This window comes from Pelagicoccus mobilis (assembly GCF_016595505.1).
In the GTDB taxonomy this organism is placed as follows: domain Bacteria; phylum Verrucomicrobiota; class Verrucomicrobiia; order Opitutales; family Opitutaceae; genus Pelagicoccus; species Pelagicoccus mobilis.
The window spans coordinates 15955-40680 of the sequence record NZ_JAENIL010000058.1; the positions used below are offsets into that span (position 1 = coordinate 15955).

At 54.9% G+C, this 24726-nt stretch carries 23 protein-coding genes and 1 tRNA gene; 4 read left to right on the forward strand and 20 right to left on the reverse strand.

Features of this window, described 5'->3' with window-relative positions:
* Nucleotides 1-19: 19 nt before the first annotated feature.
* The 11 genes from JIN87_RS23065 to JIN87_RS23115 form a co-directional block, all read right to left on the reverse strand.
* Entirely contained in the window at nucleotides 20-1444 is a 1425-nt protein-coding gene (locus tag JIN87_RS23065; protein ID WP_200357995.1) for a trypsin-like peptidase domain-containing protein, read from the reverse strand.
* Nucleotides 1445-1540: 96 nt separating this feature from the next.
* Entirely contained in the window at nucleotides 1541-2581 is a 1041-nt protein-coding gene (gene lpxD / locus JIN87_RS23070; RefSeq protein ID WP_200357996.1) for a UDP-3-O-(3-hydroxymyristoyl)glucosamine N-acyltransferase, read from the reverse strand.
* A gap of 129 nt (nucleotides 2582-2710) precedes the next feature.
* Complete coding sequence (locus JIN87_RS23075; protein WP_200357997.1) at nucleotides 2711-3316, reverse strand: OmpH/Skp family outer membrane protein; 606 nt, start codon at nucleotides 3314-3316, stop codon at nucleotides 2711-2713.
* Between the two features lie 36 nt (nucleotides 3317-3352).
* On the reverse strand, nucleotides 3353-5878 hold the full coding sequence (bamA, locus tag JIN87_RS23080) for an outer membrane protein assembly factor BamA (protein WP_200357998.1): 2526 nt from the start codon (nucleotides 5876-5878) through the stop codon (nucleotides 3353-3355).
* Nucleotides 5859-7271 carry a replicative DNA helicase gene (gene dnaB / locus JIN87_RS23085; protein ID WP_200357999.1) on the reverse strand — a complete coding sequence of 471 codons (1413 nt, stop codon included), beginning with the start codon at nucleotides 7269-7271 and terminating at the stop codon, nucleotides 5859-5861. Before dnaB ends, bamA begins: the two co-directional genes overlap by 20 nt.
* 27 nt (nucleotides 7272-7298) lie before the next feature.
* Nucleotides 7299-7817, reverse strand: a complete 519-nt coding sequence (rplI, locus tag JIN87_RS23090; protein ID WP_200358000.1) for a 50S ribosomal protein L9 — start codon at nucleotides 7815-7817, stop codon at nucleotides 7299-7301.
* 59 nt (nucleotides 7818-7876) lie between these two features.
* Nucleotides 7877-8323, reverse strand: a complete 447-nt coding sequence (locus JIN87_RS23095) for a single-stranded DNA-binding protein (RefSeq protein WP_200358001.1) — start codon at nucleotides 8321-8323, stop codon at nucleotides 7877-7879.
* Between the two features lie 32 nt (nucleotides 8324-8355).
* Nucleotides 8356-8652 carry a 30S ribosomal protein S6 gene (locus JIN87_RS23100; protein ID WP_200358002.1) on the reverse strand — a complete coding sequence of 99 codons (297 nt, stop codon included), beginning with the start codon at nucleotides 8650-8652 and terminating at the stop codon, nucleotides 8356-8358.
* A complete protein-coding gene (gene pth / locus JIN87_RS23105) occupies nucleotides 8633-9238 on the reverse strand; it encodes an aminoacyl-tRNA hydrolase (protein ID WP_200358004.1) in 606 nt (201 codons plus the stop codon). The genes JIN87_RS23100 and pth overlap by 20 nt, the downstream gene beginning before the upstream one ends.
* Before the next feature lie 76 nt (nucleotides 9239-9314).
* Complete coding sequence (locus JIN87_RS23110; protein WP_200358006.1) at nucleotides 9315-9869, reverse strand: 50S ribosomal protein L25; 555 nt, start codon at nucleotides 9867-9869, stop codon at nucleotides 9315-9317.
* A gap of 203 nt (nucleotides 9870-10072) precedes the next feature.
* Nucleotides 10073-10147 (reverse strand) — tRNA-Asn (locus JIN87_RS23115).
* A 160-nt stretch (nucleotides 10148-10307) separates the two neighbouring features.
* On the opposite strand from JIN87_RS23115, the gene JIN87_RS23120 reads away from it, so the two are divergent.
* Nucleotides 10308-11810, forward strand: coding sequence for a M48 family metalloprotease (locus JIN87_RS23120; RefSeq protein WP_200358008.1), 1503 nt, complete (start codon nucleotides 10308-10310; stop codon nucleotides 11808-11810).
* Between the two features lie 16 nt (nucleotides 11811-11826).
* Here the strand turns inward: JIN87_RS23120 and hemN are convergent, their stop codons facing one another.
* Complete coding sequence (gene hemN / locus JIN87_RS23125) at nucleotides 11827-13224, reverse strand: oxygen-independent coproporphyrinogen III oxidase (protein WP_200358010.1); 1398 nt, start codon at nucleotides 13222-13224, stop codon at nucleotides 11827-11829.
* A 33-nt stretch (nucleotides 13225-13257) separates the two neighbouring features.
* On the reverse strand, nucleotides 13258-13635 hold the full coding sequence (gene hpf / locus JIN87_RS23130; protein ID WP_200358012.1) for a ribosome hibernation-promoting factor, HPF/YfiA family: 378 nt from the start codon (nucleotides 13633-13635) through the stop codon (nucleotides 13258-13260).
* A 124-nt stretch (nucleotides 13636-13759) separates the two neighbouring features.
* Here hpf and JIN87_RS23135 point away from each other — a divergent pair, with 124 nt between their 5' ends.
* Nucleotides 13760-14737, forward strand: a complete 978-nt coding sequence (locus tag JIN87_RS23135) for a helix-turn-helix domain-containing protein (RefSeq protein WP_200358014.1) — start codon at nucleotides 13760-13762, stop codon at nucleotides 14735-14737.
* Here the strand turns inward: JIN87_RS23135 and JIN87_RS23140 are convergent.
* From JIN87_RS23140 to JIN87_RS23150, 3 genes are all read right to left on the reverse strand, one after another.
* Nucleotides 14704-15327, reverse strand: a complete 624-nt coding sequence (locus JIN87_RS23140; RefSeq protein WP_200358016.1) for a carbonic anhydrase — start codon at nucleotides 15325-15327, stop codon at nucleotides 14704-14706. The genes JIN87_RS23135 and JIN87_RS23140 overlap by 34 nt on opposite strands.
* A 72-nt stretch (nucleotides 15328-15399) precedes the next feature.
* A complete protein-coding gene (locus JIN87_RS23145; RefSeq protein WP_200358018.1) occupies nucleotides 15400-15789 on the reverse strand; it encodes a VOC family protein in 390 nt (129 codons plus the stop codon).
* A 146-nt stretch (nucleotides 15790-15935) separates the two neighbouring features.
* A complete protein-coding gene (locus JIN87_RS23150; protein WP_200358020.1) occupies nucleotides 15936-18431 on the reverse strand; it encodes a DEAD/DEAH box helicase in 2496 nt (831 codons plus the stop codon).
* A gap of 164 nt (nucleotides 18432-18595) precedes the next feature.
* On the opposite strand from JIN87_RS23150, the gene JIN87_RS23155 reads away from it, so the two are divergent.
* Entirely contained in the window at nucleotides 18596-19294 is a 699-nt protein-coding gene (locus tag JIN87_RS23155) for a DUF502 domain-containing protein (protein WP_200358022.1), read from the forward strand.
* Complete coding sequence (locus tag JIN87_RS23160) at nucleotides 19284-19904, forward strand: hypothetical protein (protein ID WP_200358023.1); 621 nt, start codon at nucleotides 19284-19286, stop codon at nucleotides 19902-19904. Before JIN87_RS23155 ends, JIN87_RS23160 begins: the two co-directional genes overlap by 11 nt.
* Here JIN87_RS23160 and JIN87_RS23165 read toward each other — a convergent pair.
* The 4 genes from JIN87_RS23165 to JIN87_RS23180 form a co-directional block, all read right to left on the reverse strand.
* Nucleotides 19901-21826 (reverse strand): sensor histidine kinase, encoded by a 1926-nt coding sequence (locus JIN87_RS23165; RefSeq protein WP_200358025.1) that lies wholly within the window; start codon nucleotides 21824-21826, stop codon nucleotides 19901-19903. The genes JIN87_RS23160 and JIN87_RS23165 overlap by 4 nt on opposite strands.
* A 15-nt stretch (nucleotides 21827-21841) precedes the next feature.
* Entirely contained in the window at nucleotides 21842-22486 is a 645-nt protein-coding gene (locus JIN87_RS23170) for a response regulator transcription factor (protein WP_200358027.1), read from the reverse strand.
* A gap of 200 nt (nucleotides 22487-22686) precedes the next feature.
* On the reverse strand, nucleotides 22687-23931 hold the full coding sequence (locus tag JIN87_RS23175) for a nucleoside monophosphate kinase (protein WP_200358029.1): 1245 nt from the start codon (nucleotides 23929-23931) through the stop codon (nucleotides 22687-22689).
* Between the two features lie 37 nt (nucleotides 23932-23968).
* Nucleotides 23969-24427 carry an acetolactate synthase gene (locus JIN87_RS23180; RefSeq protein WP_200358030.1) on the reverse strand — a complete coding sequence of 153 codons (459 nt, stop codon included), beginning with the start codon at nucleotides 24425-24427 and terminating at the stop codon, nucleotides 23969-23971.
* Nucleotides 24428-24726 lie beyond the last annotated feature (299 nt).

Consider the following 24726-nt stretch of genomic DNA (forward strand, 5'->3'; position numbering starts at 1 on the left):
CAATTCAGATCGGCCGCGTCTACTCAACTTCGATGCCGATCCAGCGATTCGCCCCGCGATAGGAGATCAAGAACATGTTTTTGCCCTCTGGGTTCAACGCTTCCGCCGCATCCTCATAGGTGCTGACGTCCTTACCGTTGATCTTCTTGATAACCATCCCCGGAGCTAACATCCGTACGTACGGGCTATTGGCGTCAATCGCTGTCACGACCACGCCATCAGCGCCTTCGTCCAGTTCGTGCTCCTCGCGCAACTCCTCCGTGATCCCCTCAACAGTAACCCCCTTCAAAAACGATGAAGAAGACGAGCCATGTGAAATAATACGCCCATCCGATCCCCGCTCAGCGAGAACCACCTCCAAGGACTTCCGCTCTTTGTCGCGGATCAAGACGATCTGCACTTCGTCGCCCGGCTTCCGAGCAGCGATCCGAACCCGAAGGTCGTTCGGCGAATCGATGCCCACACCGTCCACCTCGACAATAACGTCGCCCGACTGGATTCCAGCGTCCGCCGCTGGAGTCCCAGCGTTCACTTGGTTTACCAAAGCCCCTTTCAAGCCATCGATGCCGAAAAACTCAGCCTTGTCCTCGTCGAGTCCTTCAATGCCCACTCCCAAAAATCCGCGTGAAACCGAGCCACTCTGGATCAGATCAGTCATAACTGAATACGCGAGATTCACAGGTACCGCAAATCCGATCCCGATGTTGCCCGTAGAAGCGCCGTCAGTCTGGATCAAAGTATTGATACCGATGAGGCGTCCCATCGCGTCAACCAATGCGCCACCTGAATTCCCAGAATTAATCGGAGCATCAGTTTGAATGAAGTTTTCGAACCCACCGCTAATCACTCCCATATCTTGTCGTTTCGTAGCGGATACGATTCCCATCGTCACCGTCTTGCCGACCCCTAGCGGGTTGCCGATCGCGAAGACGACGTCGCCAATTTCAATCTCGTCGCTATCCGTCAAGCGGATCGTCGGGAAGCTCTCCTCGGACTCGATTTTCAAAACCGCGATATCGGTGCTCGGATCCGTACCCACAAGCTCCGCGTCGTAGATCTTCTGGCTATCAAGCTGCACCTTGATTTCGTCCGCCTGAGAAATCACATGATTATTCGTGATGATGTATCCATTCTCGGATACAATAACGCCGGATCCCAATCCGAACTGCGGTGCCTGCTGGCGGCGAGGAGTGATCCCAAAAAGTTGCTGCATGAGCAACTCTTCCCGAGAGTAACTACTCCCCAGCGATTTCGCATAAACGCTCACCACCGCCGGTCGCGCGTCGACTAAGGACTCCGAGTAACTGACAACACCTCCATTGAGCGAGCGATCGAGTGAAGTGTCATCAAATTCAACCAGCCCCTCCACATCGACGTCATCCTGGGCCTGGAGTGCAGGCGAGACGGCGAGCAGGGCGAGACTGAAGCAAGTTAGAATGGGCATAGACTTGGTCATAAGTGATTTCCGACAATATTGATCTGATAAAGTTTCCAGAAAGCGGAAGCGTTCTCGCCTTCAGCTGCTAATGAAAAAACGAATCTAATCTTTCAGCAATTGCGACTCGAGTTGCGTCACCCGCTTAAAAAGATCGGGCAAGCGGCGCGTCAAAATGCGAATCCGCTGGTAGGCCATTAGCGGCATCGCCGGCGAGCCTCCATATTTCTTCCCGCCTTCCAAATCAGAATAGGCCACACACTCACCAGCCAACTGCGCGCCCGCCCCGATCGTGAGATGACCAGCAGAGGCAGCATACCCCGCAAATACGACGTAGTCCTCCAAAGTAGTGCTGCCCGCCAAGCCCACTAGAGCACATAGGATGCAGTGCTTGCCAATCACACAATTATGGGCGACCTGAACCAAGTTATCGATTTTCGTGCCTTCACCGATACGAGTCGGACTCAAGCGCCCTCTATCAATTGTAGCATTTGCTCCGATTTCGACATCATCCCCTACGATCACACAGCTCACCTGCGGGACCTTACGGTGGCGCCCCTTCTCGAACTCATACCCGAAACCATCCGCGCCAAGCACGGCGCCCGAGTGAATGCGTACCCGTTTCCCCAATACAGTGTCACGCTCAAGCGTAACTCGAGATCTCAAAACGCAGCCTTCGCCAAGCTTACAATCCGCGGCGATCACGCTACCCTTCCCGATCACACAATCAGGTCCGATTTCGACTCCTTCGGCAATGGATACAAACGCTTCGATTGTAACGCTCGGATCTATCTTAGCGGCTGGAGACACATCAGCCAGCGGGCTGATCCCCGGTGGCGGTCTCATCCACATCTGCTCCGCCACCAGCTCGCAAAGCTTGGCGAACTCGATGGCCGGACTTTTAACACGTAAGAAAAGCTGCCCGTTCTTCGGTTGCAATTCCAGGCCTTCCTCCAAAATGACTAACGATGCGGCGGACTTCTCCAACTCATCTGCAAAATTAGCCGAGGCGACGAAGGTAGCATCACCCGTTTTGGCCTCCTCCAACGAAGCAACCCCCGTTATGCTCCTAATCCCCAGCTCTCCGTCAAAGGAAGTGTAATCAATGCGATCCAAGACCGCGTTGTAAGGTACAGAAATTTCCATGATTCTTTTGGAATAACGATGAACCGAGACACTGCCGGTCATCTTCGCCTAAATCAATCCGCGAACCGCACAAAAAAGCCCTGTCGCAAGCGCGACAGGGCTCTAAAAATTCGGTTTTGAAAAACAGGCTTACTCCGCTGCTGCAGGAGCTTCCTCTTCTTCGCCCTTGGTCGCGTTGATACGCTCGATCACCTCAGGAGTGATGTCGTAAGAACCATCAGTGTAGAGAACAGGAGCACGACCGTCACCGGCAAGAGCTGTGATATCGATAACCAAAGTCGCGTTACGCTCCTTGGAGATTTCAGTCACGACCTCAGCGATTTCTTGATAGAAAAGGTTCAGCTGTTGCTGACGACGAGCTGCAAACTGCTGGCGAGTCTGAGTTACAAACTGACGAAGCTGCTGCTCCTTCTGCTGGATCTCTTCCATCTTCGCTTGCGCGTCCATGGCAGCTTCCTTCTTCGCTTCCTCCATCAGGATGTCGCTGGTAGACTGCTCGCGGAGATCTTGGAACTCCTCGACGAGAGCTGTGCCCTCTTCTTCGATCGCAGTCGCTGCCGCGCGGGCTTTTTCTTCGTCCTTCGCCATCTCAGCAGCAAAAGCTTCCACCTTGTAGTAGGTAGCCAGAGCTTCGTCGATCTTGACAGTGATGATCACGTCTTCCGCCGCGCTTTGGCTTGTGATTGCCACAAGCATGGCACCGAGAGTGAGGAGTAGGGATTTGAAACGTTTCATTTAAGGAATAGGAGTTTGTTGTTGTGGGAGGAGAGATTAGAATCTTCCGCCAAAAGTAAAGTTGAATTGTCCGCCTTCGTCGTTACCGCCATTGGCCGGATCGCCATCTGTGGAGATTGGCAGAGCGTAGTCGAGGCGAAGCGGCGTACCCATCATGGACATACGGATACCGACACCGTAGTTGTCATTCCAACCCGAGCGGCTTTGGCCGGTGTAGATAGGGTTTCCGAAAACGGGGTGCCCATTTTCTTCGTAAAGGAAGACCTTGTCTCGAGTGAGGCTGAAATCGCCCGCCGCCTTGTTCACGAAGCCGCCATCGTAGAAGGCCGCGATACGGAAGTCGTCAGTGATCCCGAACGAATACTCAGCGCCAAACATGCCGTAAGTCTTACCCCCGATCGCAACCGGAGGGGTGCCTTGCCCATTCTCGTAAATGAAGCCGAACTCCTTAGGGCCAACCTCACGGAACTCGAAGCCACGTAGCGTATTCGGTCCACCGAGGAAGAAGCGCTCGTTCCAAGGCAGCTCCTTGTCTGGGTTTTCGTCAAACTCGTCAACGATACCGGCTCGAACCAGAAATTCGACCGTCTGAGTGAATCGTTCGCTGAGCGGGAGATAGAACGCATTTCTCGTCTCAACCTTGTAGAAATCGAAGTCACCACCGAGAAAGTCACCACCGTAGTGGAGGTCGAGCTCCAAACGCATACCACGGTGAGAGTTGATGATGCGGTCACGCGTATCGCGGATCAGCAACAGGTTCATACGTGAAATATGACCATTACTCTCAGCCAATCGACGGTTCTGACCTTCGAGCTGAGCGAGCTTTTCCTCGTAGTCCGGGTCATTTGGATCTAGCTGGTCTGAACCTGCAAAGGAGTACTCCGTCTTGGTCTGGCTATACGCGAGCTTACCTTCAATCAACTCGATCAATCTCTTACGAAGAGAAACCTCGAAGCCCTTCACATCCGTGTCGTAAGTGAGACCATCGTAGTCAGTCGACTGGTTAAACACCTGGAAACCAAACGCCAATCGACGCTCGAACAGCCAAGGCTCTTCAAAGGCCAAAACAATAGAAGAAGAGCGACCACCAAGCTGCGCCTTCAGACGGAACTTCTGTCCATCCCCCTGGAACGCTCCACGCCAGTTGAAAACATCGAAGTTCGACTGGGTAAGCTCGATAAAGAAGACCCCTTTCTCCAATGAGCTGAATCCAGCGCCAAAAGAGAAGTTACCGGTGCGGCCTTCGCGGAAAGTGACACGCACATCCTTGCGGCCTGGGATGTTCGTAGACTGAGGCGTGACGTTAGTGTCCTCGAAGTAGCGCGTATTATCCAAACGCATACGGCTCGCTTCCATACGTACACTGTCGAAGGTGCTACCAGGAGTAAGGGCAAGCTCGCGAAGAACGACCACGCTCTTCGTCTTAGTGTTACCTTCGATGTCTACCGACTCGACCTGGAACTTCTCACTTTCGTAAACGACGTACTGGATATCGATGTCGCCCGTTTCCACGTTAGGCACGCGTTCCATGCGAATACGCGTTTCCATGTAGCCAAACTGGCCGTAAAAATCCTCTAGACGCTCGACGTCTTCGTCCAGCCTCTCTGGGCGATAGGTCGCCCCCGGCAGGGCTCGAAGCATCAAGCGAAGAACCGAATCCTCGTAAGTCTCGTTGCCTACGAATTCGATGTTGCCGATTTTATATTGCTTGCCCTCGCCTACGTTGATGTCGATGCGCATCCGGTTCTCGCGAGGGTAGGAAAATTGCACCTTGGCAGGGTCGATATCGATATCGAGATAGCCCTCTTCGCGATACACGTCCTTGAGCATTTCAAGATCGTCCTCGAACTTGTCCTGATCATAACGCCCGCTACCAGTGAAGACCGAAAGGAAACTCCACTTCTTGGTCTCCATCTTCTTCTTCAGCTTGCGCTTTTTGACGTTCTCGTTGCCGACGAAATTGACCTGCCCGACCTTGAACTTGCGGCCTTCGCGAATCTTGAAGGTCACAGTCGCAAACCCCGTCACCGGGCTACGATCGATCTGGTAGTCCACACGAGCCTGAGAAAAGCCCTTCTTAAGATAAAGCTCCTGCAAATCTTCCGCAGCCCCTTTAACGCGCGGCTCATTCAGCACCTGGTTGACCACGATCGGTGCCTCACGTTTCAACTTACTGTTACTCAGCTTGTTGTTTCCTTCGAAAATGATCGCAGAGATTCGGAACTTAGGACGGATATCGAAAATCACATCGATCTTCCCCTCCCCAGCGGGAGCGATTCGCGCCTCGATGTACTCGAACAGGTTCGATCGGTAGAGAGAGCGGATATCTCGATCCACCGTCACCGCGTCGTAGAGCTCACCTTCGCGCAACGACATGTTGGCCCGAGCCACCTCTTCATTCACATTGGACAAGCCTGTGAAGTTGATGATCAGCTTATTGATGACGGGAGCGTCAGCCTTCTCTTGTTCCTGAGCGGAAAGGGCTAGAGAGCTTAGCGGGATAAGTACAAACGCGAGGGCAACACGCGCCAGACGGGATAGGCTATTCGTGGGAATCTTCAAAACGGGTAATTTCTCTGATGAAGTTGAGCTTAATTTCGCCGACAGCGCCAGCACGTTGCTTAGCGACAATTAGGTCAGCTCTGTCAGCTGCAACGGAAAAATCGTCACCGGCGTCTTTCGGGCGAGCCAAAAGTAGAACAACGTCCGCATCCTGCTCGATCGATCCCGATTCACGCAGGTCGGAGAGCTTCGGCTGACGTTTTTCCTTTTCTGAGTCACGATTTAGCTGACTGAGAACAATCACAGGACACTTTAGTTCCTTCGCAAGACCTTTAATACCACGCGAAATCTCGGAAATCTGCTGCTCACGAGGGGTACGGGGATCGCTTCCATTAATAAGCTGGAGGTAGTCGATCACTATCATGCCCATGTTCTTATTACGGGCAAAAATGCGGCGGGACTTGGCTCGAAGCTGATTGATCGTCACCTGAGCGCCGTCATCGATCCAAATCGGAGCGTCCTTGAGCTCGATCGCCGCGGCGGCGATCGCTTCTTGCTCATCCTTGTTCACGATACCATCGCGCAAACGCTGCGTACTGACCTTCGCGCGTCCGGTTAGGAGACGCATCGCGAGCTGTTCCGCACCCATTTCCAAGCTGAAGACAAGCACACCAGCCTGGGCAGGCCGCCCCTCGTGCGACATGGCGATTCGCTCTGCGATATTGAGAGCCAAACTGGTCTTACCCATAGAAGGACGGGCCGCGAGAACGATCATTTCAGTCGGCTTCAGGCCACTGAGCATCTTGTCGATCCCCATAAAACCGCTCGAAAGCCCAGTGAGCTCGCCCTTGTTCTCGATCATTCGCTTAACAAGGCTCACCGCCTCGACCACCGCTTCCTTCACTGGGTGGGTCGTGTCAGCGACCTGAGCGTCGGAAATCGCATAGATCTCCTTTTCGATCTCGTCTACGAGTAGCTCGATGTCCGGATTGTCCTTCGAGAAACAGCGCTCGATACTTCGCGAAGCGGTCTTGATCAGGCGACGGCGGGTGTAGTTCTCGCGAACTCGATCCAGGAAGTAATTCGCGTGAGCGGTCGTCTCGATGTGGGCGGTCAAATCCGCCACGTACGTCAGGCCACCGACCTCCTCAAGCTTGCCTACCTTCCGCAACTCCTCGGCCAGGACTTGGGCGTCCAGCATCGACTTGCTCTCGAAGAGACTGCAGCACGTTTCGAAAACGATCTGGTGGGCCGGATGATAAAAAGCCTCCGCCGGCAGCTTCTGAGACAAGCAGCGCGAAATGATTTCGGCTGGGTCCAGCAAACATGCGGCTAGGAGGCCCTTCTCCGCCTCCAAGCTGTGAGGCGGCGTGAGTCCGGCGAGCGAAAGCGGGGCCGGACTCGTTTTCTTGTCGGAGAAATTCCTATTCTCCGAAAACGGCTTGTTCGACATATGGTATCGTCAAGAAGCCGTTGGAGATTATTCCGCGTCGGAAGCTTCTTCTGCTTCGCCTTCGGCTTCTTCAGCGTCGGCTTCGACGATTGGGTTCTCGGAAACCACGTCGATCTTCATTTCGACGGAAACTTCAGGGTGAACCTTAACGGTGAAGGTGTGCTGGCCGAGCTCCTTGATAGGATTGTCGAGGTGGATCTTCTTACGGTCGATTTCGTAGCCAGCTTCCACGAGCTTGTCGTGGATGTGGATAGAGGTAACCGCGCCGAACATACGACCCGCTTCGCCAGTCTTGACCGCGATACCAACCTGAGTTTCGCCGAGCTTAGCTGCTTGCGCCTTGGCGTCGTCGAGCTCCTTGGCCTCACGCTTGGCGCGACGGTCCTTGAGAGCTTCGATCTGCTTGCGGTTGGAACGGTTTACCGGGATCGCCTTCTTGGTTGGAAGAAGGAAGTTGCGAGCGAAGCCCGCTTTAACTGTTACTTGATCGCCTTCGCCGCCGAGACCTTCAACAGCCTCGATGAGTAGTACTTCGCTAGTTGCCATGATGTGCGAGTGGTTAAGTGTATTCTAAAGTTTTGAGTGTTTGCAGACGGGACCAGAGATCAGAAAGGCACGTCTTCTTCGATGTCGCCGCTTGGAGCGGGCGCTTGGTTTGAAGGTGCTGGAGCGGAACGCTGGGCTGGCGTGAAGTTGCCTCCACCTTGGCCTCCGGCATTGTCGCCGCGGCTGCCCATAAGCTGCATGTTTTCAACGATGACTTTGAGCTTGCTGCGCTTTTCGCCTTCCTTCGACTCCCAGGAGTCGAACTTCAGACGACCTTCAATAAAGAGAGGGTTACCTTTCTGAACGTACTTGGAGATGATTTCCGCCTGCTTGCCCCATGCTTCGAGATCAACGAAAGTAGTCTCCTCCTGAGTGTCGTCGCCGTTGCGAAAGACTCGATTGACCGCCATGCCGAACTGGCAAACCGACGTTCCCTTGGGAGTCGTGCGGAGTTCCGGATCACGCGTGAGGTTACCGAGGAGGATTACTCTGTTGAAATTAGCCATAGGATACGGGGCAGGGATTTTGCGAAAGCCAACTAGGCCTTCTGGATCATCTTGTGGGAAACGAGCTTGTTCAACTTCAGCTTCTCGAGGATCGCTGCAGGAACATCGGACGAACCGCTGAAGAAGTACTGAACGTATACGCCAGCTGTGTACTTGATGTCTGGAGTGCGAACGAAGTCCTGGCGGCCGAGATCCTCGACGGCTGAAACTTCCGCGCCGGCAGCTGCGAGCTCGCCCTTGAGGCCCTCGATGAGGTCCTCGACAGACTCGTCGCGACCACGTGTGTCGAGAATGAAGGTTGCTTTGTAATTAGATGCTGTTGCTGTCATCGTTTTTTCGTTTTCGATTGATTTGGTTCATCGCCATTTCCGGACCAAGGCTGAGCAGGAGTTCGAGACTCTCCACGTAGCGATCCATCGAGGCGTTGACGACCGATTCGTCGTCAGCTGAAAAGTTGCCTAGAACGTAGTCCGCCAAGGGCATTTCCTTGTGAGGCTTGCCCCCGATGCCGACTCGGATGCGCGCGAACCGAGGAGCGATTCGAGCAATGATATCGGCAAGACCATTATGCCCCCCCGCACTGCCCGACACGCTGAGCTTAACTTCCCCTACTCCGAGGTTTATCTCGTCGTAGACGATCACCACCTCTTCCGGCGGGATCTTGTAGTAGCTGCAAAGCTTCTGCACGCAGACGCCACTTTCGTTCATGAAGGTTGTTGGCTTCACGAGGATCAGCTTGCCGAGCTTAGAGCTGGCTAGCGTAGCGATCTCCCCCTTCTGCTTTCGCTCCTTCTTCCAAGCGTCCGCGCCATGCTTTTCAGCGAAGGCGTCGACCACTCGAAATCCGATGTTGTGGCGGGTTTTGGCGTATTCGCTGCCGGGATTGCCGAGGCCGACTATCATCCGGTAGCTCATGGGCCGTTCTAGAATTTGAAAAAGAACAAAAAGCGGGCCGCCCTATGCGACGGTCCACCGAAAAGGTCCGTCGTTACTACTTAACGACTGCGAATACTGGCTGCTCTGGGTGGTCCATGTACTGAACACCTTCGAGAGCTGGCAGCTGGCTGATGTGGAGGCTGTCGCCTACCTTGAGCTCAGTTACGTCTGCGTCGATGGAAGTTGGGATATCCTTCGGCAAGCAACGGACGCTAACAGTGTGAGCAACGGTTTCGATTGTACCGTTTTCGTTCTTCACACCCCAAGACTCACCAACTGGGTGAGCTGGAATGTCTACTACGACGAGCTCCTCAGCACCAACTTGCTGGAAGTCAATGTGAGTGTAAGTGTCCTTGATCGCGTGGCGCTGTACTTCCTTGATGATCGCAGTAACAGCGTCCGCATCGTCAGCCTTAAGCTGGACAACAGGAGTGTTGTTACCGATAGCACGGAGCAACATACGGAACTCGCGAGCGTCTACAGAGAGGTTTGCAGGCTCCTTGCTCTTGCCGTATACAACAGCTGGCACGCGGCCTTCGGCGCGAAGACGGCCGGATGATGCAGATCCCGCTTGGTCGCGGGCGGAAGCGTTGATTGTGAGCGTATTCATGGTACGAAAATCGTGTTTGCCGGAGCGGGACTCCGAGTGAAAGGGAGCGAACGCTAAGTGGCCCCGGTCGGAAATCAATCAAAACTTTGCCTAAAACGCAGAAAAATTTGGCAAAAGAAAAACGGCTCCAGTTGAGCGTCTCCAAAAAACGTACGCTGCCTGAGCACAAAAAAGTCCGCCTCTTCGGCGGACAAAAAATAAAATGGCTGCCCCGGTTGGACTCGAACCAACGACCAAGTGGTTAACAGCCACCTGCTCTACCACTGAGCTACAGGGCAAGAATGGATTCGGAAAAAGTCGGTTCGTGGACCTCTTGTCAACTCTTTGCTGAAAGAATTTCGAAAAAACATAATCGCCCCTCTGGAGCAATTGACCGAAGCCTCCAGAACACGCCAAGATCGAGCCGAACATTTTCCAGCTAAGCGAATCCCAAAGATCATGCGCTTCCAACTCACAGTCCTATCCATTGCCATCTCGACAGCATCCCTTTTCCTCGGTGGCTGCGCGACAGAACCGAGCCTCTACACCGGCAAGACCGGCTATTACGGATACACCTGGGAACAGGAGCTGAAACTGGGCAAGCAGTCCGACAAAGGCATCGTCCAGCAAATGGGCCTCTACCAAGACGACCAACTGGCCACTTATATCCGAGACATGGGCAACCAACTCCTTGAGTACAGCGCCATCAAGAGCGAGACCGCTCCCGAGATCTATCGCGACACCGAGTTCACCTTCCGACTCCTCGACTCCCCCGTCGTAAACGCGTTCGCCCTCCCCGGCGGCTACGTCTATGTGACCCGCGGACTCCTAGCCCACCTCGAGAACGAAGCGCAGCTCGCAGTTGTCATCGGGCACGAAATCACCCACGTGGAAGCTCGACACGCCTCAAAACAAGCCCTCGCCCACCAACTCGGCCAGATCGGCTTGCTCGCAGGAGCTCTGATAGGAGAACAGGTCGCAGAAAACAAGCAGCTCGCACGTGATATGGTTAACCTCGGCGGCGACCTCTTCCAACTCGCCTCCCTCAAGTACGGCCGCGACGCAGAGCGGGAGTCAGACGCGCACGGAGTAAAGTACGCCGCACTCGCCGGCTACTCAGCGGCCGAAGGAGCCGCGTTCTTCCGCTCCCTCGATCGTATCTCCGACAAATCCGGTCAGAGCATCCCCTCCTGGATGTCTTCCCATCCCGACCCAGGCGAACGGGAAAAGACGATCCCCCAACTCGCAGCGCAATGGGAATCCACGGCGAATCGGAATGTCGCAGTCGGACGCGAACGCTTCCTTGAAAAGATCGACGGTCTCATCGTAGGCGAAAATCCAAGAAACGGATACACAGACAAAAACCGATTCTACCACCCGAACCTCAAATTCCAGTTCGACAAGCCTCAAGGCTGGAGATTGCAAAACGAGAGCGGAGCAGTCTACCTAACCGACCCCAACAAGACAACGATGCTCGCTTTCACCATCGCCCAAGAAAGCAGCCCACTCGACGCCGCTCGCAATCTACAGAACAAGCTGTCATTGCAAACGACATACGCGCAGGACACTCGCATAAACGGACTCCCCGCTTATTCAATAGAAGGCAGCGTCGCGACAGAGTCAGGATCGCTTTCCCTTCACGCTAGCTTCATCCAGTTCGGGAAAAACGTATTCACTTTTCTAGGATACGGAAATAGCACGACCTTCCCGAACAACATCAGGAACGTACGCTCCGTAGCCAACTCATTCCAGGAGCTCGCCAATCAGCAGGCCCTAAACGTGCAACCCTACCGCATCTCAATAGAGCCTGCCAAACGCTCAGCGCCCTTCCGCGACCTTCTTCCGAGCCGACTCCCTCCCGGCACCGACGCCCAAGACTGGGCCATCATGAACCAGATCGATTTGGGCACCCACATCGAGCGCGGCCGGCTCATCAAGCTGCCAGCCGAGAGAAGATACTAGTCAACTGCGACAAAAACTAAATCGCCTTCGAGAACCCCTGGGCCCCTTTGCCCATGTAAGCATCGAAACGGCAGGCCACATTGCGAATCAACAATCGACCCAGCGGAGTCACCGCCAACCCAGCATCATTGAACGCGAGCAGCCCATCCTCTTCGAGAGGTTTCAACTCCTCAATTTCAGCTGCAAAGTAGTTGTCAAAATCGATCCCATTCGCCTTCCCTCTTTCACCGAAGTTTAGCTCTAGGTCGCACATGAGACGCATGATCACCTCGCGACGAACCTGATCGTCTCGCGTTAGAAGGTACCCCTTCTCGAGCGGAATAAAGCCTTCATCCAGCATGCTATAGTACGTATCCAAATCCTTGTGATTTTGGCGAAACGCGTTTTGCGACTGACTGATCGAAGACATTCCAAAAGCGCAGATATCAACGTCAGCATGCAAACTGTAGCCCTGAAAGTTTCGCTGCAAAGTCCTCGCTTGCTGCGCCTTTACCATCGGATCGTCAAGCTTGGCGAAATGGTCCATACCAATATGGGCGTAACCTTGCCCAGTCAGCTTCTCGACCGTTTGGATCAATATCTCGATTTTCGAATCAGCATCCGGCAAAGGCGAACGCTCCAAAATCTTCTGGGCCGGCTTGCTCCAAGGAACATGAGCATAAGAAAAGACGGCCAAACGATCCGGATCGTAAGTCAAAACCTCCTCCAAGGTGTCCTTGAAGCTTTCCTCAGTCTGGTGAGGCAAGCCGTAGATCAAGTCCACATTGAGTGACCCAATCCCAGCTTCTCGAAGCCAGCTAATCGTCTTTGCGTTTGTCTCCGTCGGCTGAATACGATGGATCGCCTTCTGAACCTTTGCGTTCACATCCTGCACGCCAATCGAAGCGCGATTGATTCCAAGCTCCACAAAGGCTTGCACCTGCGCCTGCGACAAAGTCCGGGGATCAAGCTCCACGCTTATCTCAGCGTCCTCGTCAAAAGTGAACGCCCGCCTCAGCATTCGCGAAAGGCGATTAATTTGCGACACTGACAAAAAGTTAGGCGAACCGCCACCGAAGTGCAGCTGGACTACCTTCCTGTCCGAGCGGACGAGACTCGCATAGCGCTCGATCTCGATCTCCAGATAGTCGAGGTACTTATCCGCCAACGCGGTGTTGGTCGAAATAATCTTCGCGCACCCGCAAAACCAACAAAGGCTGCGGCAATAAGGCACGTGGATGTATAACGAGAGCGGACCTTCCGCATCCTCCAGATCCGCCAACAACGCCGACCGACTGCTACGATCCTCCACCGTCTTGAATTTCAAGGCGGTCGGATAAGATGTGTAGCGCGGTGCAGGCTGGTTATACTTGCGAATGAGCTCCGGGTTTAAGCCCAGATCCTCACGCGAAATTTCGCTCGGCGTAGTCAGCATCGTAGTGGATCGGTTATTCGTTAATCGACTGGCTTAATCCAAAGTGCCCGTTTTCGGCAGATCCGCGTCAAGCTCGACCGGTCCAAGATTGCGTCGCTCCGTCACGCGACGACGGCTGCGCTTGCGGATCAGGCGGTCCAGCTTTTCGCTCAGCTCGGCGATCGCCTTGTACAAGTCATCGGCTTTTGCGGAGACGTCGAAATGGTCGCGTCGGTCGTCCACGTGTCCCTTTGCAATAAATTCGTCATGATGGGTGCTGGCATGACGCTCCAGCTCGAGCTCAACCTTGATCCGCCCGATCCCCGCGTCGTGCTCGTACAACTTAGCCGCCATCTCGTTGACTTTGGCTTTTATAGCGTCCGTCAACTCAAGACGGCGTCCTACTATCTCTACATTATGATTGGAGTTCATACTTTAACTATCTCAAAAACAGCGTTGCTGCCCTACTCGGATCTGGATCATTCCTGATCGTTTCTGGCTAAAAGCGAATTAATTACAATTGACTCTTCATTAGCAAGCCTGATTTCTTCCGCGCATGCCGAAACGCCGAAAATCACGCTCCGCCTCAACTGTGGAGTACGCCACTCCAGAGGAGAGCCGAGAACTGGCAAAACGCATCGGAGCGACCCGCCTATTCGCCAAATACGAACGCTCCTTCACCGCCGCGTCCGGCCTCCCGCTCACCATTCGCCCCTTGGGCACCTTCCGCATGCCGGCGACCGGACACAAAAAGGAAAACCCATTCTGCGCCCTGCTTTCCACCTCCCGCAAAGGCTGCCTCGCCTGCCTGCTGGCCCAAGGCGAACTTGAAAAAGCGGCCACCCGCAACGCGACCTCCATACGTTGCTTCGCCGGCCTCCAGGACAGCCTGGTTCCCATAAAGATGGGCCGCAGAATCGTGGCCTACCTCCAGACCGGCCAAGTCGCGATCGACAAGCTCGACTTGTCCGACTTCGACCGCACCCACAGCGAGCTCATCCTGAAAGGCATCGAACTCGACGCCCGCACCACCCGAAAAGCCTATCTAAAAAGCGTCACCCTAGGACGCGACGCCTATCAAGGTTTCCTAAAAATGCTCGAGATATTCGCCGAAAGCCTAGGCGCCGCCGCCAACGCTCTTCGAATCAACAAGGCCGAGAAAGCCGGAAATCCCGCCGCCCAAAAAGCGATCCGCCACATTCGCCAGAATCTCGACCGCCAGATCACCTTGCCCCAGATCTCCCAAATAGCAGGAGCCTCCATCCGCCATTTCAGCAAGATTTTCAAAGAGGAAACCGGCCTCACCTTCGTCGACTACCTCACCCGCGAGCGCGTGGAACGGGCCAAGAAACGGATCCGAGAAACCAACGCCCGCATCAGCGACATCGCCTTCGCGAGCGGTTTCGAATCGATCGCCCAATTCAACCGAGCCTTCCGCCGCATTTGCGGCGAATCCCCCAGCTCCTATCGCCTAAGCGCCAACGGGCTAAACGAGCCAAATCAGGAGAAGTCAGCCCAAGCAGAGCTCGCCTGATCGTACTGCTCCAATTTGCCGGCCCCGATATTGTAGAAAAGCGAGTGGATTTGCACCTTGTCCGCTTCCAGAGCTTCAGCGACGTCCGGGTAGGAAGAGAGACGAGCAGCCTGCTTGACGACGTTCGTCTTGGTCACCGACTCCAAGCTCTGCTCCGAATCGTCCTCGAGAGCCGAGACGCCGTACTCCACCCAAGAAGAAAGCATCCGATCCATAGGCCCCTTGCCCAAGTTCATCAACGCCTTCACCCCGCCGCAATCCGAGTGACCGCAAACCACGATGTGACTCACCTTCAAGGCCGCGACCGCGAAGTGGACAACCGATCCAACCGACGCTTCGTCCGCCGCAAGCGGAGGCACCATATTCGCCACATTGCGCAAGATCAACAGTTCGCCCGGGTCAGCGCCTAGGATCTTCTCGGGCATCACGCGGGAGTCCACGCACCCGATCCACAACACTTTCGGAGATTGGCCTTTAGTGGCCAGGGTCGCGAACAGGTCCTTCTTTTCCGCGTACTCCGTGTTCAAATAATTCTGATATCCCTCCCGCAACGATTCCGGGAGGCTGCTTGATTCTTGGTTGGCTGGCATCTAAGGCCACCCAGCTAGAAGAACTTGCTTTCGGAGAGAAGCAAAATCGCTCCGACAAACACGAATTCAGACCTAATCCTCCACCGGCATATCGCCCATCAAGGCCAACGGATTCCCCCAAGGGTCAGCAAAGAACGCGAGCCAAGAAGACTTGCCCATGAAGTCCTCCACGATGCAGCTCGGCCCGCTTTTGAAACGCACGCCGTTCGCCTTCAACTGAGCCGCCACTTCATGGACCCGGCCATCCACCCGAAAGTAGATCGGACAACCGATCGGCTGCTCCTTCGCCTCCTGCACGAGGATAGAAAGCTCCCCGCAACGAAGCATCATGGTCTGGCCAAACATCGACTCGACCTCCACCCCAAGGGTGAATTCATAGAAAGTTCGAGCCTCCTCCAGGTTTCCGACACGGATTTCGAGCTGACCTATCGAGGTCAGGATGGGTGCGAGCGTTTGGGTCATATACGTGTGGTGCCAGGGATTTCGGTCAAGATCTGGGTGATTCACCCCTTCATCGACGCTAGTGAAAAAGACCTGAAGCCCTTCTCTTCAATATTGGAAGTAATCCCTAGAAGCCGATACGGGCAATCACAGTGCAAGCCGCCGCATCACTTGCTCTGAGCCAACGCCAAGAGGCCTTGCAGCGATTGCACTCCGCTCGCCAGCAAATCCGGCCCCGCCTTCGAGTCGCTCACAATCGAATCAAACAAGTCACGCTTCTCCCGTTGCAGCGACTGGATCTTCTCCTCGATCGTCCCCTGGGCGAACAAACGGTAAACAAACACCGTCTTCGTCTGGCCGATGCGGTGCACCCGATCGATCGCCTGACTCTCCACCGCCGGATTCCACCATGGGTCCAACAAGAACACGTAGTCCGCCGCATGCAAAGTGATCCCCACGCTGGCCGCCTTCAAACTCACCAGCATCGCGGCCGTCTGATCGGAATTCTGAAAATCACGCACCGGCGCCTCCCGGTCGGCAGTCGACCCCGTCAACTCAAAGATCGGCAGTTCCGGAAAGGACTCCTCCACCATCTCGCGCGCCCGCTTCAAGAAACGAACGAACTGACTGAAAATCACCACCTTGTGCCCCGTTCCGAGCACCTCGATCAGCTTCTCCAACAACACCATCAGCTTGCCGCTGTCCTCCACGCTCGCCTCCATCCACGGAAGAAGCTGAGGATCGCAGCTCACCTGACGCAAACGGGTCAACAAGCTCAAGGTCGCGAAACGGTTCCGCCTCAAGGCATCGCCCAGATTGTCGCCAAAACGAGCCAAGCCCTCCTCGCAAATACGCTGATACTCCCTCGCCTGCACCGGCGTAACAGGACACTCCAGATCCACGATCACCTTCTCCGGCAACTCCAAAGCGACCTCGCTCTTGGTCCGACGCAGCATGAACGGCTTTATCTGAGCCCTCAAACGCGCCTTGAACGCCCCTGGATTTTCCGAATACAGCCGCTCAAAGCTATCCCGAGATCCCAGCAATCCAGGCATCAGGAACTGGAAAGCAGGCCAAATATCCAACGGCTTGTTCTCGATCGGCGTACCCGTAAGAGCTACACGGCGCTTCGCCTGGATACGGCGACAGCTCCGCGAGACCTTCGAGTCAGGATTCTTGATAAACTGAGCCTCGTCGATAATCGCAAAATCGAACGCCTCGCCCGCAACGCGCTCGATCCGGTTACGCAACAACGCGAAACTGATGACAGCGACATCCAGCTCCTCTGCCTTTTTCCCCGCCTTCCTGCCATACCTGCCGACCCTCATCTCCGGGGCGAACTTGGCAAACTCCGAAAGCCACACCGGCACCACGCTCGCCGGACAAACCACCAAAGTACGCTTCCCCTTCTCCCGTTGAGCCAAAACCAGAGCGATCACCTGCACCGTCTTTCCCAAGCCCATCTCGTCCGCCAGCAAGCAATGGCAATCGTGACGCAAAAGCCGCGACATCCACTCCACCCCCTGACGTTGGTAAGGCCGCAGGCATTCCAACAAATCAAGCTCCGCTTCCGAGCGAGGATTCAACAAGCCCTGACGCCACTCACCCAAATCCTCCGAAAGCTCAGCCCCCTCTTCGCCTTCCCCAAAAAGCGAGAACAACTGGTAAAGCTGCCCCGCTCCACTCGCGTCCGTCTCCACTTCCTTCCAGGCGCTCAAAGCCCGGTGCGAATCTTCCGAAAGCTTCACCACGCCCAACTCAGGCACGAGCATAGGCTCTTCCCCGCGCGCCAGCAACTCATCCGCCAACCCGCTATCAAGCAGCTTCGCCCCCGAGTCGAAAACCCACTGGATATCCAGCCCCCCCGAGTCCGCACGACTCGCCTTAGGCTTGAGCTTGATCTCCACCACCCCCTGCTGGATGTGCTTCACGTTCTCCCTCTCCTCGGTCGAAAAGCGCTGCTTCCAGCTCGGCCACACCGATTGGATGAAAAAAACGATCTCCCGCAAATTCTCCAGCAGATAGCCGCCAAACTCAGGAGAATAGCCAAAATGCGACTTTCGCGCCCGAGCAGCGAGCATGATCAGCCGCCCTCGCTCCTCCGAATTATTGGCCCGCGGCGCCCCGTCCTCCTTGCTCAAAGCCGACACCCGCGTCCCATCCTCGCTCAACCAGTAAGCCTCGCAGATCAATCCCTTGAAATGCGTATCGAGTACCAGATGCAGCATCCGCACCTCCGAGTCGCTCTCCGCTTTGGACGCGCCCTTCCCCGCCTCCAGCGGCAGTTCCTCCTCAAGCTCCTCATCCTCGAGCCCTTGCTCAAGGAGAGACAAATCCTCATCCGCCAACAGCTCCTCGATCTCCAGCAACCCCGCCACCGCGATCGCTCCGCCCAACACAGGATCCGAAGTCGACGAGCGCACCTTCAGCTCGTGCCCCGTCCACTCGACCACCGAATAGCTCTCCACCGCGCCGAGCTTGGAATTCACGATCACGTCCGAATCGTTGAGAGAAATCTCGCGAATGCTTCCTTTCTTATAGATGGAACGCCCACGCTTCAACTCCGCAACATCGAACGCAGCTTCCCAGTCCTCGCCCAAGCGAGACTCCCAAAGCTCCAGCGAACGGCGCGAATACAGGCGGTTTGCTCCTTTCCAACTCATAATAGCACGTCTAAAACCCGCCACCTTGAAAAACGCGCCCAGCCCACTCAACGCTTTTTCTCGAATCAGCACTACAACGCGCCATTTACGAAACCTTCTCCGTTTTGGCGTGTACCTGAGGAGACAAATCGCCAACAATCTGAACACCAGTAAACTACGACTCCATGTTCGCTAAACTTCGAAAGTCATTCTTCTCCGGACTCGTCCTCCTCGCCCCCATCGGCATCACCTTCTTCGTATTCAATTGGCTGGTGGTCAAAGTGGGCGGCAGCGTCAAGGAACCCATCCTGCACCTGCTCTTCATCCCGGACGACCTCATCTCCAAAGAGGGACTGGCCATGCTCTGGAACACGCTGGCAACTCTCATCGTGGTCCTCTGCATCACCCTACTCGGTTTCTTCTCCCGCTATTTCATCGCCAAATACCTCTTCGCGATCGGCGAACGCTTCCTCAACAACGTACCCATCATCAACACCGTCTACACCTCCGTGAAGCAGATCGTAGACACCTTCAGCTCCCAAAACCGGGCCGTCTTCCAAAAGGTCGTGCTCGTCGAGTTCCCCAAGCAAGGCTGCAAGGCCATCGGATTTCTCACCGGAAACGCCAAAGGGGAAATCCAACACAAAACCGACGAGCCGCTTTTCAACGTTTTCGTTCCAACCACCCCGAACCCAACGAGCGGCTTCCTCGTGATGATGCGACAGGAGGACGTGCAAATCCTCGACATGACAGTAGGCCAAGGCATGAAGCTGATCATTTCCGGCGGAGCCGTCGCCCCCATCTACCCGCCCGTGGAAGAAAGCCTGGAAATCAAGAGCCCAAACGAATCAAAAGAGAAGACTCAGCCCCAAGATGCCGGCTGAAAAACTCATCCTCCCCCAGGCCATCGTCCTCAAGCAAACTCCCTCCGGAGAACGCTTCACCCAAATCCACCTGCTCTCCGTAGACCTCGGCCTATTCAGCGTCCTCAAACGAAACCGGAGCAAGGCCAACGGATTCACCATCGACCTCTTCGATCAAGGAGAAGCCCACATCGACCACAAACCGGGCGAAACCGCTAATCGGGGGTTCCTCACAGACTTCGTCGTATCCAAAAAGCGGAGCGGCTTAGGAAAAAGCTACCGTTCGCTTCAAGCCGCTTCCTGGCTCTCCGGCCTTCTTCTGCGCAACCCTATGCACGAAGAAAGCAACGAGGACCTCTTTCACCTGGCAGAACGCGCCTTCGACGCCCTAAGCGACGGACGCCCCCCTCACGCCGTAATGCTCAAAACGCTCTACGTCTTCGCCCGGGACGAAGGCTATCCCGTCCTCGAAGACTGGGCCAGCAAACTGGGGCCACAAATTGCCGGCTCCGTCGCAACACTGCTAAACACGCCGCTCGCCCAAATCCAACTAGAACGCGAAACGCAACAAAACGCCTACGCCTCACTCGCCCACTACATCGAGCACCACACGCACATCCACTTGCCCTAAACGAAGCTCGACGAATCCATATACAGCTCCAGCTCCTCCTTAAACTCGGAGTAGGCGCCTTCGATCAAAAGCTTCCAGTGCTCGCCTTTCAGCGGAGCCCGCCCATCGCTCGCGACAAGCTCAAGCCCCTTGGCCAAATCCAAAATATTGCGAGCCCCGAGCAAGGCTAACGCCCCCTTCAGAGAATGGGCACGCATCCCCACATCCTTGCGATTTCCGCCGCCAATCGAATCAAGCAAACTCGCCACTTCCGCATCTACGATGCCAATCGCCGTGGCAACGATTTCCCTGCGATTGGTATCCGACGTTTTCATACGATCGATATACGCTTCCAGAACAGAGAAATCGACATTGTTGGAACGTTTCGGCTCTGACGCCTCCTCAGCAAGCGGATTAACCGCCATAAAAGAGTCCTCCTCGACCACCTCCGACTCCGAGGAATCAAGCGTAGCAAACTCGCTATTCCCGTCCGAATAAAGATAACGATCGAGAACACTGCGCAGCTGCTTAAAGTCGACCGGCTTGTGAACGACCTCGACCATCCCCGCCTCTATGCAGCGTACTTGGTCGCGTCGAAAAACCTTAGCCGTTACGCCAATGATCGGTACCGGAGGCTGCAAACGAGTGAGAGACAATATTTTTTCCGTAGCCTCGTACCCATTCATTTCAGGCAGCATCACATCCATCAGAATCAAATCGTATTTCCCGTCCTGATACGTTTCGACCGCAGAACGCCCATTATCGACTCGATCGAACTTCGCTCCGTAGTCCTGCAAGAAATGCCCTAAAATATCAGCGTTTAGCTGGTTATCCTCCACTACGAGAACTCGCTTCGACTCATCGCGGCGCTCCGGCTTGATCTCCACCTCCGCAACCTCGGCATTCGGGGAAGCGAAACTAGCAGGCTCCGCCGATTCGCTGCTCGGACGCAGGGGCAAGGAGATCTCAAACAGGCTACCGCCTTCCTTAGGATGCAGCAGCTTCAAACTGCCCCCCATCTTGGTCACCAGCTCTTTACTGATCGCGAGCCCCAATCCAGTTCCCTCCGGGGTACGGCTCGGCTCGCCCAATTGAAAAAACGGACGAAAGATAGCATCACCCTGTTCTTTCCCTACACCCGACCCCGTATCCTGAACTCCAATACATAGGGTTTCATTTTGACACGAGACACTCACCGAGACCCAACCATTGCTTGTGAACTTGATCGCGTTTGCGATCAGGTTGCTCAAAACCTGCGTCACTCGCATCCGGGGCAGCAAGGCGAGAAAATTAGCGTCCTCCCCAACATTCAAACGAAGCTCCAGCCCTTTCTTGCGAGCCCGTTCACGGAAAAGACCTACCACCTCATGCACGAAGTGATCCACGTTTACCGTTTCCGCGTGGAAGTTGATCTTAGACGTCGCCACTCGCGAGTACTCAAGGATGTCATTAATCAACCCCTTGAGCATGTGGTTGCACGATTGCAGCTTATCCAAGATAGCATGCTGATCCGCATCCATCTGCGTGCCGCTGAGCACGTTGGTAAACCCAATCACCCCGTTCAGAGCCACACGAAGCTCATGACTCACTGTCGTTAGAAAATCCAGAGCTTCCTTGTCGACCGGCTCGACGGACGGAGCCTCCACCTTCGCAATGGAGATCTCAATACACACCAAATCATGCGGAAGCGCTAAACGCTCGCACGCAAACTCCACTTCTTCGATCTCGCCGCTGGCATGTTTGAGATAGCCGGATCGCTCGACCACCTCCCCTGCCTCCGCAGGAAGAAACTTAGAGGCATCCTCGACGACCAAGCTCTGCCAATCAAGCTGCGTATCCGCCGCCTCAACACCCAAACGCTCAGCCAGAGCCTCAGGTAGCCTTACGACGCGTCGCTGAGCGTCGACTAGAACCGTGTATCTCATCTCCGCGCCGCTTTCCATTTGGATTAGGTTTTCTTAAAGCGTAACGAGCCCTGTACGAACCGCGAAAAGCGTCACCCCCGCGATATCGAAAATCCGGAGCTTCTTCGAAATGTTGCTCCGATGAGATTCGACCGTCTTGATACTCAAACCAAGATTCTGGGCGATCTCCTTGTTCGTCATACCAGAAGCGACGAAAACAACGATCTGCTTTTCACGATCGCTCAACGTCTCCAGTAGCTCCTTCTGATCGAGCACGTCCGGAGAATCCGTCGTGGTCTGAGCGGACGCCTTTACGAAAATGTTGCCGTTCGCCACCGCCTCGATCGCCTGCTCGAAAACGGAAAACTCTTCCTTCTTGTTGAGAAAGCCAGTGACTCCCATCTGCAACAACGAGCCGATTCGCTTCGGATCCTCGACCGAGGAGATGATCAAAATCTTCGCCTCGGGCTGCTCGTTGATCAGCCGCTCCGCCAACTCCTGCCCCGTGATCCCCGGCAATCTCAAATCGAGGATAACCAGATCCGGACGATGTTGCTCGCAGAGTCGGTACGCTTCCTCCCCCGTGGCGACCTCGCCGATGATTTCGAAGCCAAACCGCTGGCTGATGATGCGAACGAGAAAGTCACGAAACAGCGTTTCGTCTTCTGCAACTACGACTTTGAGTGTTGGTTTTGACATCTGATAGGCGCCAATGAAGGGGCAGCAAAAGTGGCACTAAGGGTAAATCGAGGAACGGCAAATTAGCAACCGATCAAGGGAAAGAGCCCCGAACAAACGGGGTTAGGACGATGTTGGTACGAAATACGTCGTTTCTGCGCAAGTTCCGTCTTTGCACAAAAGCAACAGAATTGAGCTAGCAATAACACCTAGAGCCTCGATCAAAGCTCTAGACCTCGGCGAATTTCGGAACCTTTGAAACGGATCGTGATGCGGAAAACCTTCTTCATACGGCAGCGGATCTGCCCCGTCTCCAGATCAAAGGTCTCCGGAATTTCGATCTTATGCAAATCGACCGACGCATGATAGCCACGCTCCGAGAAGATATCGATGAGCATCGCCATCGCATGCTGATTATCGAGCAAGGGATCCTCCGAGTTGATATGCGCCGAACCTGTGATCGCGTGGTGGAGAACGATCGGCATGATCTTGTCCTCGATGAAATCGATCACACTGTGGAAAAGGTCCGTATCCTCCATCTCATACTTGTCGAGACGACGGACCAGCTGCTGACGCGCGTGCTCCACGATCTTGCTCGCGATCGGCAAACGATGCAGCGAGTCGAAGGTCCGCGGATCAAGCTCCAAAGAGCTTTGGTACTGAAGCTCCTTGATGATGTTCTGGCGAACTTCCGGCAACCCGCCCTGGGCATTGATGAAGTGGTAGTGGAAAACTTCGCGCAGAGACTGCAAGGCATCGTAAGTCGCTTCCTTGAACACCCGATAACGCCGCTGGGCCGCCTTCGGATCAAGGTCAGTAGCTCTCAGCTCCTTGACCTCTCCGATTCCAGTTTCACGCACCTCCTCGTTGTGCTCCGCAATTTCGCGGCCACGCTTGAGCTGACGCTCCACACTCTCCTTCTCGTCGATGAAGAGCATCATGATGTGAATCAGCGGCTGACGGAACTGGCTACGGTATTCAGTATGGAAATACTCAGCCCTCAACTGAAGCATCTTGTGGTAGAGCATCTTCATACACTCCACCTGCACGAACGTACGAGGGAAGCCGTCCAAGATCGCCCCGTCCTCGTAATCCGGCTCCAAAAGCTTTTCCAGCAAGATACCGATCACCTCGGTGTCGCCCACCATGCCGCCAGCGTCCTTGATCTTGCGCATCTCCGGCGTATCCAGAAGCGAGCTCACCACGATCGGCTCTGCCGTGAGACCCCTGACATCTTGAATGAACGGCGTATTCGTTCCCTTACCCGCGCCCGGCGCACCACCGAGCAAAATCAGCTCCTGGGGAAAATGGAGGCGAGTCCGCCCGTACTTTTCCTCCAACTTGTTCCAGACTGTGTTGAAGATGATTTGGGCGTCCTTGACCTCAAGGTCTTGGTGACGGACTGCAGTATCGGTGTTCGCCTCTCCTTCGGAGGCCTCGCTTGGCTTCAGCGTTTCATCGCTCATGTAAGAACAGGGTGGATAACGAGATAGAAGAGAAATACTAGCGCGAAATGTCGCGTTGGTTCAAAACACGGATTCCTCGCGTATTCAGGATGTCTATCGCAAGCTCCATATCCTCAATACTTATCGCTAAAGCCGACTTTCCGCTCGGACGGCTCACAAAGGCATAAATGTAGTGCACGTTGATCTCGGTCTGCAGCAAGGAGGCCAAGACGCGATTGATGTCATGCTCGCCAGCAATCTCGACCGCCAGCACCTCCGTCTCGCTAAAAGTGATATCGTTCTGCCACAGCAAGGTCTTAGCCTGCTGCGGATCATCCACCACCACCCGCGTGATGGCGCAATCCGTCGTATCAAGCGTCGTCAACGCCAGCACGTGAATCTCATGCTCGTCAAACAGTCGGCAAATATCAGAGAGACGCCCCACCTTGTTCTCCATGAAAATGGAGAGCTGTTTTACCGGATCCGGTACAGAAGTTTCGATAGCAGGCTGTTCCATCCAAGTCGCGATTCTAGATGCAGATTACAGGGAAACCGCTATTACTTAAGTACCTACGCCCAATTAGCAAGATTTCACGACGCAATCTCCCCAGTAAAGCGCTTCAACCACAGCCCTGCTCCAGCCCCCGCCAGCTACGCTCCGCCCCATCTCCACTCGCTTGAGCTCGTTTCGTCGTTCACGAGCGAAACGAGAAGGCCTGACACCCGATGGGTTCGCTCCCCGCCACAACTCCTTACATCACGCGCAGCTGGCTCGCCAAGCCGTAGCCTCGCTCGCGAGCGAAGGCTGGTACTCCC

What these genes read in the sequence shown, in the direction of transcription:
- JIN87_RS23065 (WP_200357995.1), bottom strand. Translation starts at nt 1,444, where the DNA reads ATGCCCATTCTAACTTGCTTCAGTCTCGCCCTGCTCGCCGTCTCGCCT.
- lpxD (WP_200357996.1), bottom strand. Translation starts at nt 2,581, where the DNA reads ATGGAAATTTCTGTACCTTACAACGCGGTCTTGGATCGCATTGATTAC.
- JIN87_RS23075 (WP_200357997.1), bottom strand. Translation starts at nt 3,316, where the DNA reads ATGAAACGTTTCAAATCCCTACTCCTCACTCTCGGTGCCATGCTTGTG.
- dnaB (WP_200357999.1), bottom strand. Translation starts at nt 7,271, where the DNA reads ATGTCGAACAAGCCGTTTTCGGAGAATAGGAATTTCTCCGACAAGAAA.
- rplI (WP_200358000.1), bottom strand. Translation starts at nt 7,817, where the DNA reads ATGGCAACTAGCGAAGTACTACTCATCGAGGCTGTTGAAGGTCTCGGC.
- JIN87_RS23095 (WP_200358001.1), bottom strand. Translation starts at nt 8,323, where the DNA reads ATGGCTAATTTCAACAGAGTAATCCTCCTCGGTAACCTCACGCGTGAT.
- JIN87_RS23100 (WP_200358002.1), bottom strand. Translation starts at nt 8,652, where the DNA reads ATGACAGCAACAGCATCTAATTACAAAGCAACCTTCATTCTCGACACA.
- pth (WP_200358004.1), bottom strand. Translation starts at nt 9,238, where the DNA reads ATGAGCTACCGGATGATAGTCGGCCTCGGCAATCCCGGCAGCGAATAC.
- JIN87_RS23110 (WP_200358006.1), bottom strand. Translation starts at nt 9,869, where the DNA reads ATGAATACGCTCACAATCAACGCTTCCGCCCGCGACCAAGCGGGATCT.
- JIN87_RS23120 (WP_200358008.1), top strand. Translation starts at nt 10,308, where the DNA reads ATGCGCTTCCAACTCACAGTCCTATCCATTGCCATCTCGACAGCATCC.
- hemN (WP_200358010.1), bottom strand. Translation starts at nt 13,224, where the DNA reads ATGCTGACTACGCCGAGCGAAATTTCGCGTGAGGATCTGGGCTTAAAC.
- hpf (WP_200358012.1), bottom strand. Translation starts at nt 13,635, where the DNA reads ATGAACTCCAATCATAATGTAGAGATAGTAGGACGCCGTCTTGAGTTG.
- JIN87_RS23135 (WP_200358014.1), top strand. Translation starts at nt 13,760, where the DNA reads ATGCCGAAACGCCGAAAATCACGCTCCGCCTCAACTGTGGAGTACGCC.
- JIN87_RS23140 (WP_200358016.1), bottom strand. Translation starts at nt 15,327, where the DNA reads ATGCCAGCCAACCAAGAATCAAGCAGCCTCCCGGAATCGTTGCGGGAG.
- JIN87_RS23145 (WP_200358018.1), bottom strand. Translation starts at nt 15,789, where the DNA reads ATGACCCAAACGCTCGCACCCATCCTGACCTCGATAGGTCAGCTCGAA.
- JIN87_RS23150 (WP_200358020.1), bottom strand. Translation starts at nt 18,431, where the DNA reads ATGAGTTGGAAAGGAGCAAACCGCCTGTATTCGCGCCGTTCGCTGGAG.
- JIN87_RS23155 (WP_200358022.1), top strand. Translation starts at nt 18,596, where the DNA reads ATGTTCGCTAAACTTCGAAAGTCATTCTTCTCCGGACTCGTCCTCCTC.
- JIN87_RS23160 (WP_200358023.1), top strand. Translation starts at nt 19,284, where the DNA reads ATGCCGGCTGAAAAACTCATCCTCCCCCAGGCCATCGTCCTCAAGCAA.
- JIN87_RS23165 (WP_200358025.1), bottom strand. Translation starts at nt 21,826, where the DNA reads ATGGAAAGCGGCGCGGAGATGAGATACACGGTTCTAGTCGACGCTCAG.
- JIN87_RS23170 (WP_200358027.1), bottom strand. Translation starts at nt 22,486, where the DNA reads ATGTCAAAACCAACACTCAAAGTCGTAGTTGCAGAAGACGAAACGCTG.
- JIN87_RS23175 (WP_200358029.1), bottom strand. Translation starts at nt 23,931, where the DNA reads ATGAGCGATGAAACGCTGAAGCCAAGCGAGGCCTCCGAAGGAGAGGCG.
- JIN87_RS23180 (WP_200358030.1), bottom strand. Translation starts at nt 24,427, where the DNA reads ATGGAACAGCCTGCTATCGAAACTTCTGTACCGGATCCGGTAAAACAG.